Source organism: Nocardia vulneris (assembly GCF_001613425.1).
Lineage (GTDB): Bacteria > Actinomycetota > Actinomycetes > Mycobacteriales > Mycobacteriaceae > Nocardia > Nocardia vulneris.
The window spans coordinates 336698-350818 of the sequence record NZ_BDCI01000004.1 but is presented as its reverse complement, the minus strand read 5'-3'; the positions used below and the strand labels follow the sequence as shown (position 1 = coordinate 350818).

Below are 14121 nucleotides of genomic sequence, written 5' to 3'. Positions count from 1 at the left end.
GCGGGCGAGCAGCTGGTCACATGCACTAATCTGGATAATGTCAGTACCTGGAATATGTGCATGTGCTGGCCTTGCCTACCAATCCGTCGGATGAACAGTGGAGGATCTGCCGTGGCTGCTCGCAGAGTGTTGACGCGTGCGGAGAGTCAAGCGCAGACGCGAGACGAACTGATCGAGGCCGCGCAGACGTTGTTCTACGCCGACGGCTACTTCACGACCTCGCTCGCGGCGATCGCCGCCGAGGCCGGTCGCACGATCGGCGCGGTGTACAGCAACTTCGAGAACAAGGGCATGTTGTGCACCGAGGTGCTGCGCAGCTGGGCGACCGGACGGCTAGGACGGCTGACCGCCCTGATCGCCGGCACCGACGGCTCCCTCGAAGCGCGCAAGCAGGCCATCGCCACCTGGTGGAACGAGGGCATGGAACAACGCGCGCCCATGGTCTTGGCCGCCGAATACGCGATCAGCGTGATTCGCGAGCCGGGTCAGACGGCCGCCGCTGTCGAGATGTGTGAGCGCTTCGTAGAATCCGGACGCGAACTGCTGCTCGAACATCTGCCCGAGCATGCCGCCGAGAACACCGCGCTGCTCCAGGACGCGGTGCGCGGAATCCTGGCCACCGGAGTGGGATTGGCGGTCGGCAGTGTCGCCGACGTGGTCGGACCCGGGGAATCCAGCGCGATTCTCACCACGACCATCGAGTTCTGGCTGCAGCGCGTCGGCGAATCCCTTCCGTCGCAACCTATTTGACCGGCAGTGCGCCGTCCATGCCGCCGACGTCGGTGATCTTCCAGTCGGCGTTGCGATCGACCGAGACGTTGTAGGTGACCGTGGTCTGCACGCCGTTGGGATCTTGGGCGTTGGTCGAGGTGACGTTCACGAACACGTTCACCTTGTACACGCCCGCGGATTCCGAAATGACCTTCGCGGTAACGGGTGTCGCGGTGGAGGTCCATTTCAGCGGCGTCAGGATCTGCTGAAGTTTGGGTGCGGTGGTCTCGAATTTGGTGGCCAGCGCGGGAGTCGTGTTCGCCTTCAGCTTGCCGACCCAGGAATTGAAATCGGCGAAGTTGACCGTCGCCGCGCCGACCGCGTAGTCGGTGGCGATCTGTTCGGCGTGCTTGTCGTCGGCGGCGGCCGAGTCACGCGCGCCGAGCTCGGCGCGGGCGGAGATCAGGAAACCGCCGAGAACGAGCGCGAGCACGGCGAGCGACGCGGTCACCACGGTCCAGCTCATCGTCGGCACGCTGATCGAGACCGACCGCGTCGTGGTGGTCTCGGGTGCGGGCGCTTCGGCTTCGGTGCTCATCGGTTGTCGTCCAATCTCGTCGGCGGGTTCGAAGTTTTGGTCGCCCACACGGTTTGGGCCAGCCCGGCGGTCACCTGGTCGATATCGGTGAAGCCATGGCCCCGCAGACATCCGGTGATCTCGTCCCGGTCGAACATGCGCATGGTGGACAGTGTTTCCAGCAGGCGAACGTGGGGGCGGTCGCGGCGGCCACCGGGAGCCAGACTGGTCAGCAAGACGATTCGGCCGCCGGGGCGGAGCACCCGGGCCATCTCGCCGATCGCGCCGAACGGATCGTTGATCAGGTACAGCGCGGCCAGGCAGCTGACCGCGTCGGCGCCCTCGTCCTGGAAGGGAAGTCGTTCCGCCGCGCCGTAGAGGTAGCGCACCGACGGCGCCGAATTGTCGGCGACCGCGCGGGTGAGCATGGAGGTCGAGGCGTCCAAGCCGACCGCCAGGCCGCCCGCGCCCACGACGGAGCCGTAGTAGCCGGTGAAATTGCCTGGGCCGCAAGCGATGTCGAGCACCGTTCGGCCGGGGGCGAGGTTGAGCCGGGCCGCGATGCGGGCGCGGTCGGCATCGCGGCCGGGCGCTTCGAGCGCGCTGGCTATGCGCATGCCCAACGGGCGGCCCAGCTGATAGACCGTCGCGTAGAAGCGAGTGCGCATCAGCTGCTGCCCCAGCCCCTGCGCCGAGGGGATATCGGTGCCCGCGAGCTCCAGATAGCCGGTGGGATTTTCGGTGACCGCGCGGCAGCGTGCTGGATCGAGGATGGACCGGAGCCGTTCGGTCACCGGATCGACTGGTGCGCGGTCCGCGGTCACGGGCGTCTCGGTCATTGTTTCTCCACATCATCGTCGATGCACGCACAGTGTGAATAGCGGTAGTTTGTGGATAGTATCGCTATGTGAGAGGGTGTGGCAATGCCCGAAGCGTAGCCGGGTTTTCTGCAAATGTGGATTGCAACACTATCCACATATCGCTACTATCCATTTCACGGCTTCGGTGACGAAGCGTCCCCCTCAGGAGCGCAGGCATGCCCCAAGACAACAACCTCCCCACCTCCCGCGTGGTGCGCACCGCCATGCTGGGGCGGGTGGTCGCCGGACAGGCCGTGCGGCACGTGGGCACGAAGGTGGCGATCGCCGGGCGCGACGCGGACTACCGCAGCGCGAAACTCGAAAAACGGCAGGCCGAGGCGGTCCGGGCGATCGTCACCGGCCTCGGCACGATGCGCGGCGCGGCCATGAAGCTGGGACAGATGCTCGCGCTCGTCGACATCGGCCTGTTTCCCGAGGAGATCCGCGAGGATATGCAGCGGGCGATGGTCAAACTGCTACATTCCGCGCCGACGGTGCCGTTCGACAAGATGCGCAAGGTGATCGAAGGCGATCTGGGCGGCAAGCTGTCGAAGTTCTTCAGCGAGTTCGACGAGACCCCGCTGGCCGCCGCCTCGATCGGCCAGGTCTATCGCGCGCGCCTGCACGACGGCCGCCGAGTCGCGGTGAAAGTCCAATACCCGGGGATCGACAAGGCGATTCGCGCTGATCTGCGCAACCTCGCCCTGATTCTCAAGGCGGGCAAAGTAATAGCGCCCAATGTCGACTGGACCGCACTGTCGACCGAGTTGCGCGAACGCATGGAAGAGGAACTCGACTACGGCGTCGAGGCGCAGAATCATCGGCGCGTGGCGCGACTGTACCGGGGGCATCCGTTCATCACCGTGCCGGAGGTGATCGGCGAGCTCTGCGGCGCGCACGTGCTGGTGACCGAGTTCTTCGACGGCCGGCGTTTCGAGGAAATTCGAGATCGGACGGCCGCCGCGGAACGAAACCGGGTCGCCGAGATCATGTTTCGCTTCCACATGGGCAGCCTGTATCTGCATCGGCAGTTCTCGCCCGATCCGCATCCGGGCAACTTCCTCGTCGGCGCCGACGGGCGAGTCGCGTTCCTGGACTTCGGCATCTACAAGCACCTCGACCGTGCCGAAGCCGAGAACCAACGCGCACTGATGCGGGCGGTTCTGTCCGACTCGCCGAGCCGGATCCATGCCGAGCTGAGCCGAGGCGGCATCATCGCCGACGGCGACGGCGTACCCGATCAGGAAGCGTACGACTTCATCCACACGCTGTTCTGGTGGGCGAGCACGCCCGGCGAGGTGACCTTGGCGCCGGACGTGATCAACGACGCCGTACTGGTCACCATCAATCCGGCCGCGGCGCATTTCGACCTGGCGCGCAAGCAATCCATGCCCGCCGACCAGGCGGTGGTGCTGCGCATGATGCTGATGGTCATCGCCACCGCGGGACAGCTACGGGCCACCTGCGACTGGCATCAGATCCTGCGCGAATGGCTCGACAACGCGGCGCCGGTCGGCGAACTCGGCCGCGCCGACGCCGAATTCCGGGGTGTCACCGTCGACACCGCGGTATGAGCAGAACTCGGCCGAGATGGACAAGGAGGTCCCGATGAGCTTCGCGGAGCACGCTTTCGGCGCGACAGTGAAACTGGTCAACACCGTGCTGGAGCATCCGGCTGCCGCCGATGCCCTGCAGCGCACCGGTGAACTGCGGGAGACCGTGCTCGCGGTGCAAGAAGCGGTGCTCGGGGTGTTGAACCTGCCGACCGCCGCCGATGTGTCCCGGCTCGATGCCCGGCTGCGGTCCGCGTCGCAACGGCTGGAGCACATCGAAGACGCACTCGAAGACCTGGGCGGGCAGCTCGGTTCGCTGCCGGCGTTGCTGCGCGGGCTCGAAGCCAGGGTGGTGTCCGCGACGGCCGACGCCGATGCCGCGGTGGAGCGCGCGTGGCGACCATGAAGGCCGCCGCGGTTGCGCGTCCTTCGGCGGCGGCGGTCCTGCGCGCCAACATCTTTCGCACGATCAGCGCTAGTGTCGAAACCTTGGGACGGCTGGTCGCGCTGGCGATCGAAGCGGTTCGCGGCGCGATCGGCGACCTGATCAGGGGTCACTTCCAAGGGCGGGAGACCGTGCAGCAGGCGTGGTATCTGATCACGGTCACCGCGCTGCCCGCGGTGCTGATGGCGGTGCCGTTCGGTGTCGTGGTCTCGGTGCAGGTCGGCAACCTGATTCATCAGCTGGGGGCCGATTCGCTGCTCGGTGCGGCGGGCGGGCTGGGCGTCATCCAGCAGGGCGCGCCGCTGGCGACCGGACTGCTGCTCGGCGGGGCGGGCACCGCCACCATTGCCGCCGACCTCGGCGCCCGCACGATCCGGGAGGAAATCGACGCGTTGCGGACCATGGGGATCAGCCCCGTGCATCGCCTCGTCATCCCGCGGCTGGTCGCCATGCTGTTCGTCGCGCCGCTGCTCAACATCCTGATCATTTTCGTCGGCGTGCTGGCCGGATACGCGGTGGCGACCGGCGCGCAGGGCGTGACGCCGGGTAGCTACTGGGCCACCTTCGGGGCCTTCTCCACTCTCACCGATGTGGCGATCTCGATCGGCAAGGCAGTGGTTTTCGGCTTTCTGGTGGTCATCATCGGTTGTCAGCGCGGACTGGAGGCCAAGGGCGGGCCACGCGGCGTCGCCGACGGCGTCAACGCCTCGGTCGTGCTTTCGGTGGTCGCCATCGCGGTGGTCAACGTCGGTATGACACAGCTACTTTCGATGTTCTATCCGACAAAGGTGGCATGATGGCCACCCCCTACGTGCCCTTCGGACTCGGTGTGCTGCGCCGGGCCGCGCGACGGTTGTGCGCGGCGACGCCGGTCGAGGCCATCGGTTTCGCGGTGGCCTTCGTCTACGCGACGTTCGTGTCGGTTCCCATTGCGCTGCACCGGTATCGGGCCCAAACCATGCGGATGATCACCGACCTGACCTGGGGTCGCGGTTCGGTGCTCGTCGGCGGCGGCACGGTCCCGGTGCTGGTGATCCTCGGTATCGCCATCGGTGGCGGCGTCGGCATCCAGGGATACATGGCGCTGAACCTCGTCGGGCTCGGTCCGATGACGGGCGTGATCTCCGCCTTCGCCAACACCCGCGAACTGGCCCCGATCGCCGCGGCGGTGGGCTTCGCGGCCCAGGCCGGCTGCCGGATGACGGCCGAGATCGGCTCCATGCGCATCTCGGAGGAGATCGACGCGCTCGAATCCCTCGGCCTGCGCTCGATTCCGTTCGTGGTCACCACCCGGGTGCTGGCCGGTGCGATCACGGTGGTGCCCACCTTCCTGGTCGCTTTGCTGTTGAGCTACCTGTCCTGCTCGGCGGTCGTCCTGGTGGTGCACGGTCAATCCACCGGCATCTACAACCACTATTTCGACCAGTTCGTCAACCTGCACGATATCGTCGCCGCAGTGGTCAAGATGCTGGTGTTCAGCGTCGTGGTGATCCTGATCCATTGCTACCAAGGGTTTTTCGCGACCGGTGGTCCCGAGGGCGTCGGCATCGCCAGCGGCCGCGCGGTTCGGGCCAGCTTCATCGCCATCATCACCCTCGACATGATGCTGACCATCGTGCTGTGGGGAATCAACGCACCGATCACCTTCTCGGGGTGAGCCCAGTGCCTGCGTATGGATTGCCCGGGGTGCGCACGACGCGCCGCTCCGCGTTCACGGTCGGGACCCTCACCGTGGTCGCGATGGTGCTGGCCGCGTTCGCGTGGCATGGTTCGGCCACCCAGCGTGAGCCGGGGGAGTGGCGAATCCACCTGCGCACCAATCGAACCGGTGATGGCATCGGCCCTGGCGCCGGGGTGCGGTTCAACGGCGTCCAAGTGGGGCGGATCGCCACCGTCGACCGCACGCCGGGCGGTGCCCAGTCGATCACGCTGGAGTTGGACCGGACCCAGCTGATCGGGCTCGGTGACGGCCTGCGGGTGGAGTACGCGCCCGCCAACCTGTTCGGTATCAGCGAGGTGGTGCTGCGGGGCGGCGACGGCGGGGCACCGCTGCACGACGGCAGCATGGTGGACCTCACGGCCGCGGGCCGGGTCACGGACGCGACCATGGGCACCCTGTTGCGCGCACTGTCGCAGACGACGCTGACGGTGCTCACGCCGCAACTGACCGAGGTCTTGCACCAGATCGGTTCCGATGTCGAAGCTTTCGCGCCGCTCATCGAGGCGATGGTCGGGGTGAGCCGCGCCATCGCCGACACCCAGCGATACCCCTCGTCGTTCCTGATCGCCCAGTACGCCGCCCTCTTCGACGGCGTCGCCGCATTCGGTAACGGCTTCGTCAAACTGATCGCCAACATCTATCACATCGATGTGCTGCGCAATGACCGCGCACATTTCGACACCGGCGTCGAGCTGGTCGTCGACCAGCTGTTTCCTCTCATCAGCCGCGTTCTCGGTACTGCCGACGGCTATTTCGGCGGCTACGCCGACAGCGCGACGACGGTGCTGACCCAAGTGGCGCGCACGGTCCCCGACCCGGACCGCTCCCACGCCGAGCTGACCGAACTACTCGCCCGCCTCGACCGCACGTTCCGCGACACCCCGGACGGTCCGCAGGTCGGGCTCGACATCCTGGTGCGCGGTATGCCGGGAATCGCGGTGCCGCTGCTGGGTAGCGCTGGGCCGACCACGGGGGGAGACCGTTGAAGAAGAGCAAGAGCATCCGGGCGGTGCTGGTGCGGCTGGTCGCGTTCACCGCGCTGATCGCCGCACTGCTCGCCGGGATCTGCATCGCCATCCAGCGACCCGTCGACGGGGATACCGGCACGTTCGAGGCGGTGTTCACCGACGCGAGCGGCCTGCGCGTCAACAGCGACGTGCGCATGTTCGGTGTCGCCGTCGGCAAGGTGCGCGCCATTGATCTGCAGGACAACCGAGCGCGGGTGCGCTTCACCCTCCAGCGCAACCGCCCGCTCTACGACACCAGCACGCTCGCCATCCGATACCAGAACCTCACCGGGCAGCGGTATCTCGACATCAAGCAACCCGACAAGGCCGGCGCCCGGCTCGGGGCGGGCACCAGCATCGGGACCGCGCACACGATCCCGTCCTTCGACATCACCGCGCTGTTCAACGGGATGGAACCGGTCCTCACCCAGTTCTCGCCGGAAGCACTGAATCACTTCCTGCGCAACGCGATCGCGGTGATCGAAGGTGACGGAACCGCGGTCGGAGCGACGCTCGACGCGATCGGGAAGCTGTCGGCCTATGTCTCCGATCGCCAGGCCGTCATCTCGCTGCTGCTGCGCAACTTCGAGCAGGTGTCCCAGCAGCTGGGCGGCAAGGCGCCGGAAACGGCGACCCTGATCAAGGGCATCTCGGAGGTGTTCGTGAACCTGCAGAAGCAGTTCGAAGGGCTGATGGACTTCGTCGATATCGCGCCGTCGGTGCTGGGGCCGCTCAACAGCCTGCTCGCTCGCCTCGGGTTCACCGAGCCCGGCAACCCCGACCTCCAACAGGATCTGCGGCTGCTCTTTCCCGATCCGCAGACCACGGTGGACCTGCTCAACCAAGTGCCGGGGCTGTTGCAATCGATGATCGCGCTGCTGCCGGACGGCACCGCGGGCACGCCGCCGACGTGCAGCAAAGGCGGTGCCGACCTACCCGCCCCGCTCGCGATACTCGTCGCCGGACAAAGGATTTCGGTATGCAAAGGCTGACCGCGCCGTGGCGGCTGCTGCGCGAGCTGAACTACGGCACCGACACCGACCCGAGAATCCAGCGACTGCTCGGCGTGGTCGGGGTGGTCGTGGTGGTGCTGCTGCTGGCGGTCAGTGCCGTGGTCTACCTCGTGCCCTTCGGTCACCGCACCGTCACCGCCATGCTCAGCGACGGAGGGTCGGTGCGCGTCGGCGACGATGTGCGCATCGCGGGCATCTCCGTGGGATCGGTGCGCTCGCTGGCCCTCACCGACGACGCGGTGCGCATGAGCTTCACCGTCGACAACTCGGTGCGGCTCGGCGCCGACACCACCCTCGACATTCGGATGCTCACCCCGATCGGCGGCCACTATGTTGCCCTCGAGCCGGCCGGTGCGGCACCCCTGGGATCGAAAACGATTGCCGCGGACAAGGTCCGGCTGCCTTACAACCTGGTACAGGCCATGCAGGACGCGCAACGACCGGTGGCGGGCGTCGACGGCGACACCCTACGCCGCAATCTGGCCGACCTCACCGCCTCGCTGCGCGAGAGCCCCGGCTCCGTGCGCACCCTGACCGACGCGCTCTCGACCATGGTCACGACGCTCGACGCCCAGCAGGAGGACGTGAGCCGTGCGCTGGCGGTGGCCGACGAATACGTGAGCATGCTCGCCGACTCCCGCACGATCGTCGGGGCCATGCTCACCAAGATCGGCCTGATGGAGACGCAGATCCTCGACCGCAGAGCCGATGTCACCGAGGCGCTGCGCGTCGCCACCGAGCTGTTCTCGCGCCTGGCTGCGATCGAACCGGCCTGGCGTCAGCAGCTCGAGCCGCTCGCCGAGCGAATCCTCGCGGCCGCCCCGCAACTCGACCAGCTCGGTCAACGCCTCGGCTCGGTCGCCGATCAACTCGCCCGCGCCGGCGACCGGCTGCGCGCGCTCATCACCCCGCAAGGCTTCGCGATCGATCAGTCCCACCAGATCGTCACCGCCGCACCGATCTGCGTTCCGGTCCCAGGAAGGGGGTGCTGAATGGTGCACCGCCTCTTCGCTTCTCGGGGCTTCGTCTCCGCGCTCGGCGGCCTGCTGGTCGTGGCGCTCGCGCTCGTGGCCGGTATCGTGCTGCTGCAACCGACCAAAGCGCGCATCGGGTATTGCGCGATCCTGCCCGACGCCATCGGCCTCTACGTCGGCAACGATGTCACCCTGCGCGGCATCAAGGTCGGCACCGTCACCGCGATCACCAATGAGAATGCCGCTGTCCGAGTCGATTTCCGCATCGACGCGCAGCACCCACTGCGCGGGGACCCGACCGCGACAACGGTGTCCGACACCATCGTCGCCGATCGGCGGCTCGCGGTGCACAGCAGTGCCGGGCCGGACTGGCAACCGCGGGCCTGTCTGACCAGAACGGCGACGCCCAAGAGCATCACCCAGACCCTGGACGCGCTGTCCACACTCGCCGATCAACTCGACGGCGGCAGCGACCCGGCCCACCGGGACTCCCTCAGCAACGCGGTCACCGAATTCGACCGCGCCACCACCGGGACCGGACCGACGCTGAACACGATCATCACCCGGCTGGCGTCGGTGCTGCGCAGCCCCGACGCCTCGATCGCGCACATCGGATCGCTGCTCGACGCGCTCACCGCGCTGTCCCACAGCGTTGCCAACGGCTGGGGTGACCTGCGTCAGATGCTGACCGGACTGTCCCCGATCCTGCAATTGGTCAACAGCGTCTGGGATCAGGTGGTCCAGATCGTGAATTCGATCGTGGTGCTGCTGCCGTGGATCAACGACATCACCACCGAATACGGCGGACGGATCCTGGGACTGCTGGACACCACGGTGCCCTTCCTGGGTCTGGCGGCCGCGCACGCCGGTTCGCTGCGGCAACTGCTGGACCTGATTCCTGTCGTGGACAAAGGGTTTCGTACCGTGGCCGACCCGAACACCGGACGTTTGGCCCTCGCCTATCGAGGACCGAAGGTGACACTGGACCAGCCGGGGGCCGATCAGGTCTGTGCGGCATTGAACGCACTGCTGCCGGGCCGCTGCACGAACTCTGGCGCCGGCTTGGCCACTACCGACCTGACGACGGTGGTCCTCGGCGTGATCGGACGCGCACAATGAACAACCGCAACGGTTTACGCCGCATCTGTGCCGCCATGCTGGCGTGCACGGCGCTGACTCTGGTCGCGGGTTGCCGGCCCGACCCCGCGAATCTGACCCTGCCGGGTTCGGGTGCGCAAGGACCGACCTATTCGATCCGCATCCAATTCGCCAACGCGCTGAACCTGCCCGCACATGCGCGCGTGATGGCCGACGGCGTCCAGATCGGCGCCCTGTCCTCGGTCAGCGTCGTCGACCCGACGGCGGACGCGAGCGGCTCGGTCATCTCCGAGGTCGCCATCCGTGCCGCGGTGCAGGTGCCTGCTGCCGCGAAAGCCCAACTGCGCCAAGACACCATCCTCGGCGACGTGTACATCGGCCTCGACCTCCCCGCCGCCTCGACCGGCCCCTATCTCGCGCCGAACGCGTTGCTGCCGATCACCCAGACCGAACCCGCGCTACAGATCGAGGACGTACTCGCGGGGCTGGCGACCTTCGTTTCCGGTGGCGCACTGCGTTCGGCGCAGGACACCGTCAACGACATCAATGCCGCACTGCCCGCGGATCCGGCCGATACGCGCCGGCTCGCCGACGTGCTGAAGCGCGACCTGATCGACGTCGCCGCCCACACCGCGGACGTCGGTGCCTTCTTGGACTCCGTGGATGTCAATGCTCGTCTGCTGCTGGACAATCGCGCGCAGTTCGACGAAATCCTCACAGCGCAGGGCGTTGTCGACATCACCGAGATCGCGCAAAGCCTGATCCACGTGATCGGCGTCATCGGCGCACTCGGTGGCATCGCGCACGCACTGGCCTGGCTGGCGCCGCTGCTGACCGCCGGTGACGCGACGGCCCGAGCGTTCGTGCCGATGGTGCTGAATACCGGTCGGCCGCTGAACCTGTCGGCTCCCTCGAATCTCAATCGACTGGTGGAGTTCTTGCGCGACAAGCTGATTCCGTGGGTGCAACGCCCGACGGTGAACGTTTTCGGCGTCGAGGTGACCGGCACCGAGTCGGCCGCACAGCCCTCGGCCGGCGATCAGGCCGATCGTATCGTGGCCACCCTGCGCATGATCGGAATGGTGCGTTGAGACGACCTCGGCCCGCTTCGGTGTTCTCCCTGGCCGCCATCGCGCTGGTGGCGGTGGTCGGCTCGGTGTATCTGGTGTTCGGCGTGGCCGATGTCGATCGGTTCGACGATCGGCTCAGCGCCACCATGGTCATTCCGGACGCCGCGAATCTGGTGCCGCGTTCGCCGATTCTGCTGTCGGGAGTAAAGGTCGGCCAGGTGACCTCGGTGCGCAACACCGCCGAGGGCGTGGAGGTTCGGTTCTCCCTCGACCCGGATCGGCGCCTGCCCGCCGACAGCACTGTTGCCATCGAATCCCTGTCCGCACTGGGCGAGCCGTACGTCGACTTCCGATCGTCCACCGGTAAACCACCGTATGTCGTTGACGGGCAACGCATCCGCACAGAGTTGGTGCGCACCCCCCGTTCGATTCCGGACGTCGCCCGCACGGTGACATCGCTGCTGCGGCAACTCGATCCGCAGGCCCTCGCCGGTCTCGTCGCCACCTTCTCGCGAGCTCTGACCGGTACCGACGTGGTCATTCCCGACCTCACCCGGGCCGCGGACCTGCTGGCGTCCACGCTGCTCGCGCGGCTCCCGAACCTGCGCGAGCTGCTCACCAATCTCCAGGTACCCGGCCCCGACGTCGCGCGGGCCGGAGTCGACATGGCCGATGGCGGACCACAACTCGATCAGTTCGGTGTCAAGGTGCAAGGTGTGGTCGACTCGCTCCAGCAGCTCCTCAACGCCCGTCCCGTACCCGAGGCCTACGCCACCGGCACCGGTCTCCTGCCGTTCCTGTCGAAGGTGGACGACTACCTGAATCGCATCGGGCCCGACGCACAGCGGCTGTATCCGGTACTCGGCCCGCTGCTGGATCACGGCGCGGGATCGGTGCGCGGCCTGGACTTGTCCGCACTGATCACGCAGGCGGTGAACTCGGTCAGCCCGGATGGGGTGGTACAGCTACAGCTCACCCCTTTGCCGCCCACCCGCTGACAAACGCTCAGACGTACCAGTGCGCCGTACGGGCCGCGTCGTAGACCCGAGTGCTGCACCGGTTGTGCCATTGCAGGTGGGAGACAATGCGTTCCGGGGACAGGCCCAGCCGTTCGCCCGCCCACCGAACTGCTCCGTTGTGTACGCGGGTGTGGATCGCCTCGAGCAGCGCCAGTCCGCCATCGGCGGCGTAGTGCACACCGTCGACCAGCGACCACAGCACGGGAATCGGCTGCGGCAGCCCGGCCGCGCGTTCGGTGATCCTGCGCCGGAATTCGGGTTGGGGCATCGTTGTCATCCTTTCCGCCGCTGCCGCCGCGGTCGACTCAGCAGTCTTTTGCATTGCCTCATTATTCACATGTGTCCTATATTTGAATAGTGACAATATTTGTGGTCTGGCTGGATCGAGCCCGAGCAGTGGGGAGCCGGAGATGAACCGCCGTGCGCACGACGTCCGTGTCTACGACGTTGTCCAGGAGACCCCCGAGGCGGTCTCGATCGTGCTGGGGCTCGCACCGGAGCTGCGGGAACGATTCGCGTACACGTGCGGGCAGTTCCTCACGGTCCGTGTTCCGAGCGAGCAGACCGGGTCCGTGGCGCGGTGCTACTCGTTGTCGGGCAATCCGCATCGTGACGAGGTGCTGACCGTGACCGTCAAGCGGGTAGCGGGCGGATACGCGTCGAATTGGTTGTGCGACAACATTGTTCCCGGATCGACCCTGACCGTGCTCGAGCCTTCCGGGACGTTCGGGCCCGACGGTACGAACGGGGACCTGCTGCTGCTGGCGGCGGGCAGTGGGATCACGCCGGTCATGTCGATCATCAAAACGGTGCTGGCGTGCGGCACGGGAGACGTCGTTCTGATCTACGCCAACCGTGACCCGGAGTCCACGATCTTCGCCGGCCAGCTCGAACAGCTCACGCGTGAGCATCCGGACCGCTTCCAGGTCCGGCACTGGTTCGAAACGGATCGGGGAGTGCCGGACGCGGCTGCCTTTACCCCGCTGGTCGCACCGTTCGCGGCGCGTGCGACCTACCTCTGCGGGCCTGCCGGGTTCATGGCCGTGGCCGCGGCCGCGCTGGCAGGTCTGGGCGTACCCGCCTCCCGGATGCACCGGGAGGAGTACCGCTCGCTGACCGAGAACCCCTTCGAACAGCCCGAACCGACGTCGTCGCCCGGGTCGCCCGGCGCCGACGGTGCGACCCTCGAGGTCGAGATCGACGGTGACCGCCACACGCTGACCTGGCCCCGACAGGAGAAGCTGCTCGATGTGCTGCTCGAACAAGGCATCGACGTGCCCTACGTCTGCCGTGAATCGATCTGCGGCACCTGCGTGTGCTCGGTCCGCAAAGGCCGAACCCGCATGGTGCTGAACGATTCTCTCCCCGAGAAAGACGTGCAGCAGGGCCTGACCCTCGCCTGCCAGTCCCTCCCGGAAACCGACGAAATCTTCATCGCCTTCGACCAATAGCCCTGCCTTGCCCTCGCGCGTCGGACGCAGCGGTCAGGTCTTCGAACCGAACATCGGCTTACGACCGGTCGCTGCCGTTGAGTGCTACAGCGTTGCGGTGGTGTGCCGGGGCCGGGTTGGGGCTTCGGGGAGCGTGGTCGGGGGCTCATACACCTTGGTTGCTGGGTTGGCATCGATTCGGGGAAACGTGGCAGGGGAGACACGCCGACGTGGTGCGGCTTCGTCAGTTCTGGACCAGCGACCGGCCCGTTATCCCGAAGAGGCCAGCCGGTCGGGTACGCGGCTGGTTCCTGACTCCGCCGAGCAAATCTCTCGCGTGTGTCGCAATCACGTGCGTGCGCGGGCCGACGCGCGGCGCGAGCGGGGGAATGTTTGAAAGAGCGCTGGTGAGGGCATATGTGTCGGGTTCAGGAGCGGGGTGGCTCCAAAACCCGACGCGGGTGTCACCGAATGGTGCGCGAGAGGGGACTTGAACCCCTACGTCCGTGGACACCAGAACCTAAATCTGGCGCGTCTGCCAATTTCGCCACTCGCGCGTGATGGTACGACCGTCCAAACTCTACCGGGCTTGACCGAGTTCGCGAAGCTCCGGGCGGGCGTGGCGTACTGGTCGGTAACCCTAC

General features: G+C 66.8%; 15 protein-coding genes and 1 tRNA gene. 12 read left to right on the top strand and 4 right to left on the bottom strand.

Features of this window, described 5'->3' with window-relative positions; translation table 11 throughout:
• Nucleotides 1-111 precede the first annotated feature (111 nt).
• A complete protein-coding gene (locus NVU01S_RS07640) occupies nucleotides 112-750 on the top strand; it encodes a TetR/AcrR family transcriptional regulator (RefSeq protein ID WP_043663476.1) in 639 nt (212 codons plus the stop codon).
• Here the strand turns inward: NVU01S_RS07640 and NVU01S_RS07635 are convergent.
• Together NVU01S_RS07635 and NVU01S_RS07630 are read right to left on the bottom strand one after the other, a co-directional pair.
• The gene (locus NVU01S_RS07635) at nucleotides 743-1309 is read right to left on the bottom strand and encodes a hypothetical protein (protein WP_052280118.1); all 567 of its coding nucleotides are present in this window, start codon (nucleotides 1307-1309) and stop codon (nucleotides 743-745) included. The genes NVU01S_RS07640 and NVU01S_RS07635 overlap by 8 nt on opposite strands.
• A complete protein-coding gene (locus tag NVU01S_RS07630; RefSeq protein ID WP_052280119.1) occupies nucleotides 1306-2127 on the bottom strand; it encodes a methyltransferase domain-containing protein in 822 nt (273 codons plus the stop codon). The genes NVU01S_RS07635 and NVU01S_RS07630 overlap by 4 nt, the downstream gene beginning before the upstream one ends.
• Before the next feature lie 197 nt (nucleotides 2128-2324).
• Here NVU01S_RS07630 and NVU01S_RS07625 point away from each other — a divergent pair, with 197 nt between their 5' ends.
• Genes NVU01S_RS07625 through NVU01S_RS07580 form a run of 10 tightly spaced genes read left to right on the top strand, consistent with a single transcriptional unit; the run spans nucleotide 2325 to nucleotide 12026 of the window.
• Entirely contained in the window at nucleotides 2325-3722 is a 1398-nt protein-coding gene (locus tag NVU01S_RS07625) for an ABC1 kinase family protein (RefSeq protein WP_043663479.1), read from the top strand.
• Between the two features lie 34 nt (nucleotides 3723-3756).
• Entirely contained in the window at nucleotides 3757-4107 is a 351-nt protein-coding gene (locus tag NVU01S_RS07620; protein WP_156161388.1) for a hypothetical protein, read from the top strand.
• Nucleotides 4104-4943, top strand: coding sequence for an MlaE family ABC transporter permease (locus tag NVU01S_RS07615; protein ID WP_043663767.1), 840 nt, complete (start codon nucleotides 4104-4106; stop codon nucleotides 4941-4943). The genes NVU01S_RS07620 and NVU01S_RS07615 overlap by 4 nt, the downstream gene beginning before the upstream one ends.
• Entirely contained in the window at nucleotides 4940-5803 is an 864-nt protein-coding gene (locus NVU01S_RS07610; RefSeq protein WP_043663482.1) for an ABC transporter permease, read from the top strand. Before NVU01S_RS07615 ends, NVU01S_RS07610 begins: the two co-directional genes overlap by 4 nt.
• A complete protein-coding gene (locus tag NVU01S_RS07605) occupies nucleotides 5800-6852 on the top strand; it encodes an MlaD family protein (RefSeq protein ID WP_156161389.1) in 1053 nt (350 codons plus the stop codon). Before NVU01S_RS07610 ends, NVU01S_RS07605 begins: the two co-directional genes overlap by 4 nt.
• Complete coding sequence (locus tag NVU01S_RS07600; protein ID WP_063775901.1) at nucleotides 6849-7865, top strand: MlaD family protein; 1017 nt, start codon at nucleotides 6849-6851, stop codon at nucleotides 7863-7865. The genes NVU01S_RS07605 and NVU01S_RS07600 overlap by 4 nt, the downstream gene beginning before the upstream one ends.
• Complete coding sequence (locus NVU01S_RS07595) at nucleotides 7853-8878, top strand: MlaD family protein (RefSeq protein WP_082031797.1); 1026 nt, start codon at nucleotides 7853-7855, stop codon at nucleotides 8876-8878. Before NVU01S_RS07600 ends, NVU01S_RS07595 begins: the two co-directional genes overlap by 13 nt.
• Nucleotides 8879-9979 carry an MlaD family protein gene (locus tag NVU01S_RS07590; protein ID WP_043663488.1) on the top strand — a complete coding sequence of 367 codons (1101 nt, stop codon included), beginning with the start codon at nucleotides 8879-8881 and terminating at the stop codon, nucleotides 9977-9979.
• Nucleotides 9976-11049, top strand: a complete 1074-nt coding sequence (locus NVU01S_RS07585; protein WP_052280122.1) for an MlaD family protein — start codon at nucleotides 9976-9978, stop codon at nucleotides 11047-11049. The genes NVU01S_RS07590 and NVU01S_RS07585 overlap by 4 nt, the downstream gene beginning before the upstream one ends.
• The gene (locus NVU01S_RS07580; RefSeq protein WP_043663491.1) at nucleotides 11046-12026 is read left to right on the top strand and encodes an MlaD family protein; all 981 of its coding nucleotides are present in this window, start codon (nucleotides 11046-11048) and stop codon (nucleotides 12024-12026) included. The genes NVU01S_RS07585 and NVU01S_RS07580 overlap by 4 nt, the downstream gene beginning before the upstream one ends.
• Nucleotides 12027-12033: 7 nt before the next feature.
• Here the strand turns inward: NVU01S_RS07580 and NVU01S_RS07575 are convergent, their stop codons facing one another.
• A complete protein-coding gene (locus tag NVU01S_RS07575) occupies nucleotides 12034-12315 on the bottom strand; it encodes a hypothetical protein (RefSeq protein WP_043663494.1) in 282 nt (93 codons plus the stop codon).
• Nucleotides 12316-12457: 142 nt separating this feature from the next.
• On the opposite strand from NVU01S_RS07575, the gene NVU01S_RS07570 reads away from it, so the two are divergent.
• Nucleotides 12458-13498 (top strand): ferredoxin--NADP reductase, encoded by a 1041-nt coding sequence (locus NVU01S_RS07570; protein WP_043663498.1) that lies wholly within the window; start codon nucleotides 12458-12460, stop codon nucleotides 13496-13498.
• Nucleotides 13499-13949: 451 nt separating this feature from the next.
• On the opposite strand, the gene NVU01S_RS07565 is transcribed toward NVU01S_RS07570, so the two are convergent.
• Nucleotides 13950-14034 (bottom strand) — tRNA-Leu (locus tag NVU01S_RS07565).
• Nucleotides 14035-14121: the final 87 nt, after the last annotated feature.

Bases quoted from the DNA above. Each gene is read 5' to 3' on its own strand.
- NVU01S_RS07635 (WP_052280118.1), bottom strand. From the start codon at position 1,309: ATGAGCACCGAAGCCGAAGCGCCCGCACCCGAGACCACCACGACGCGG.
- NVU01S_RS07630 (WP_052280119.1), bottom strand. From the start codon at position 2,127: ATGACCGAGACGCCCGTGACCGCGGACCGCGCACCAGTCGATCCGGTG.
- NVU01S_RS07625 (WP_043663479.1), top strand. From the start codon at position 2,325: ATGCCCCAAGACAACAACCTCCCCACCTCCCGCGTGGTGCGCACCGCC.
- NVU01S_RS07620 (WP_156161388.1), top strand. From the start codon at position 3,757: ATGAGCTTCGCGGAGCACGCTTTCGGCGCGACAGTGAAACTGGTCAAC.
- NVU01S_RS07615 (WP_043663767.1), top strand. From the start codon at position 4,104: ATGAAGGCCGCCGCGGTTGCGCGTCCTTCGGCGGCGGCGGTCCTGCGC.
- NVU01S_RS07610 (WP_043663482.1), top strand. From the start codon at position 4,940: ATGATGGCCACCCCCTACGTGCCCTTCGGACTCGGTGTGCTGCGCCGG.
- NVU01S_RS07595 (WP_082031797.1), top strand. From the start codon at position 7,853: ATGCAAAGGCTGACCGCGCCGTGGCGGCTGCTGCGCGAGCTGAACTAC.
- NVU01S_RS07590 (WP_043663488.1), top strand. From the start codon at position 8,879: ATGGTGCACCGCCTCTTCGCTTCTCGGGGCTTCGTCTCCGCGCTCGGC.
- NVU01S_RS07585 (WP_052280122.1), top strand. From the start codon at position 9,976: ATGAACAACCGCAACGGTTTACGCCGCATCTGTGCCGCCATGCTGGCG.
- NVU01S_RS07575 (WP_043663494.1), bottom strand. From the start codon at position 12,315: ATGCCCCAACCCGAATTCCGGCGCAGGATCACCGAACGCGCGGCCGGG.
- NVU01S_RS07570 (WP_043663498.1), top strand. From the start codon at position 12,458: ATGAACCGCCGTGCGCACGACGTCCGTGTCTACGACGTTGTCCAGGAG.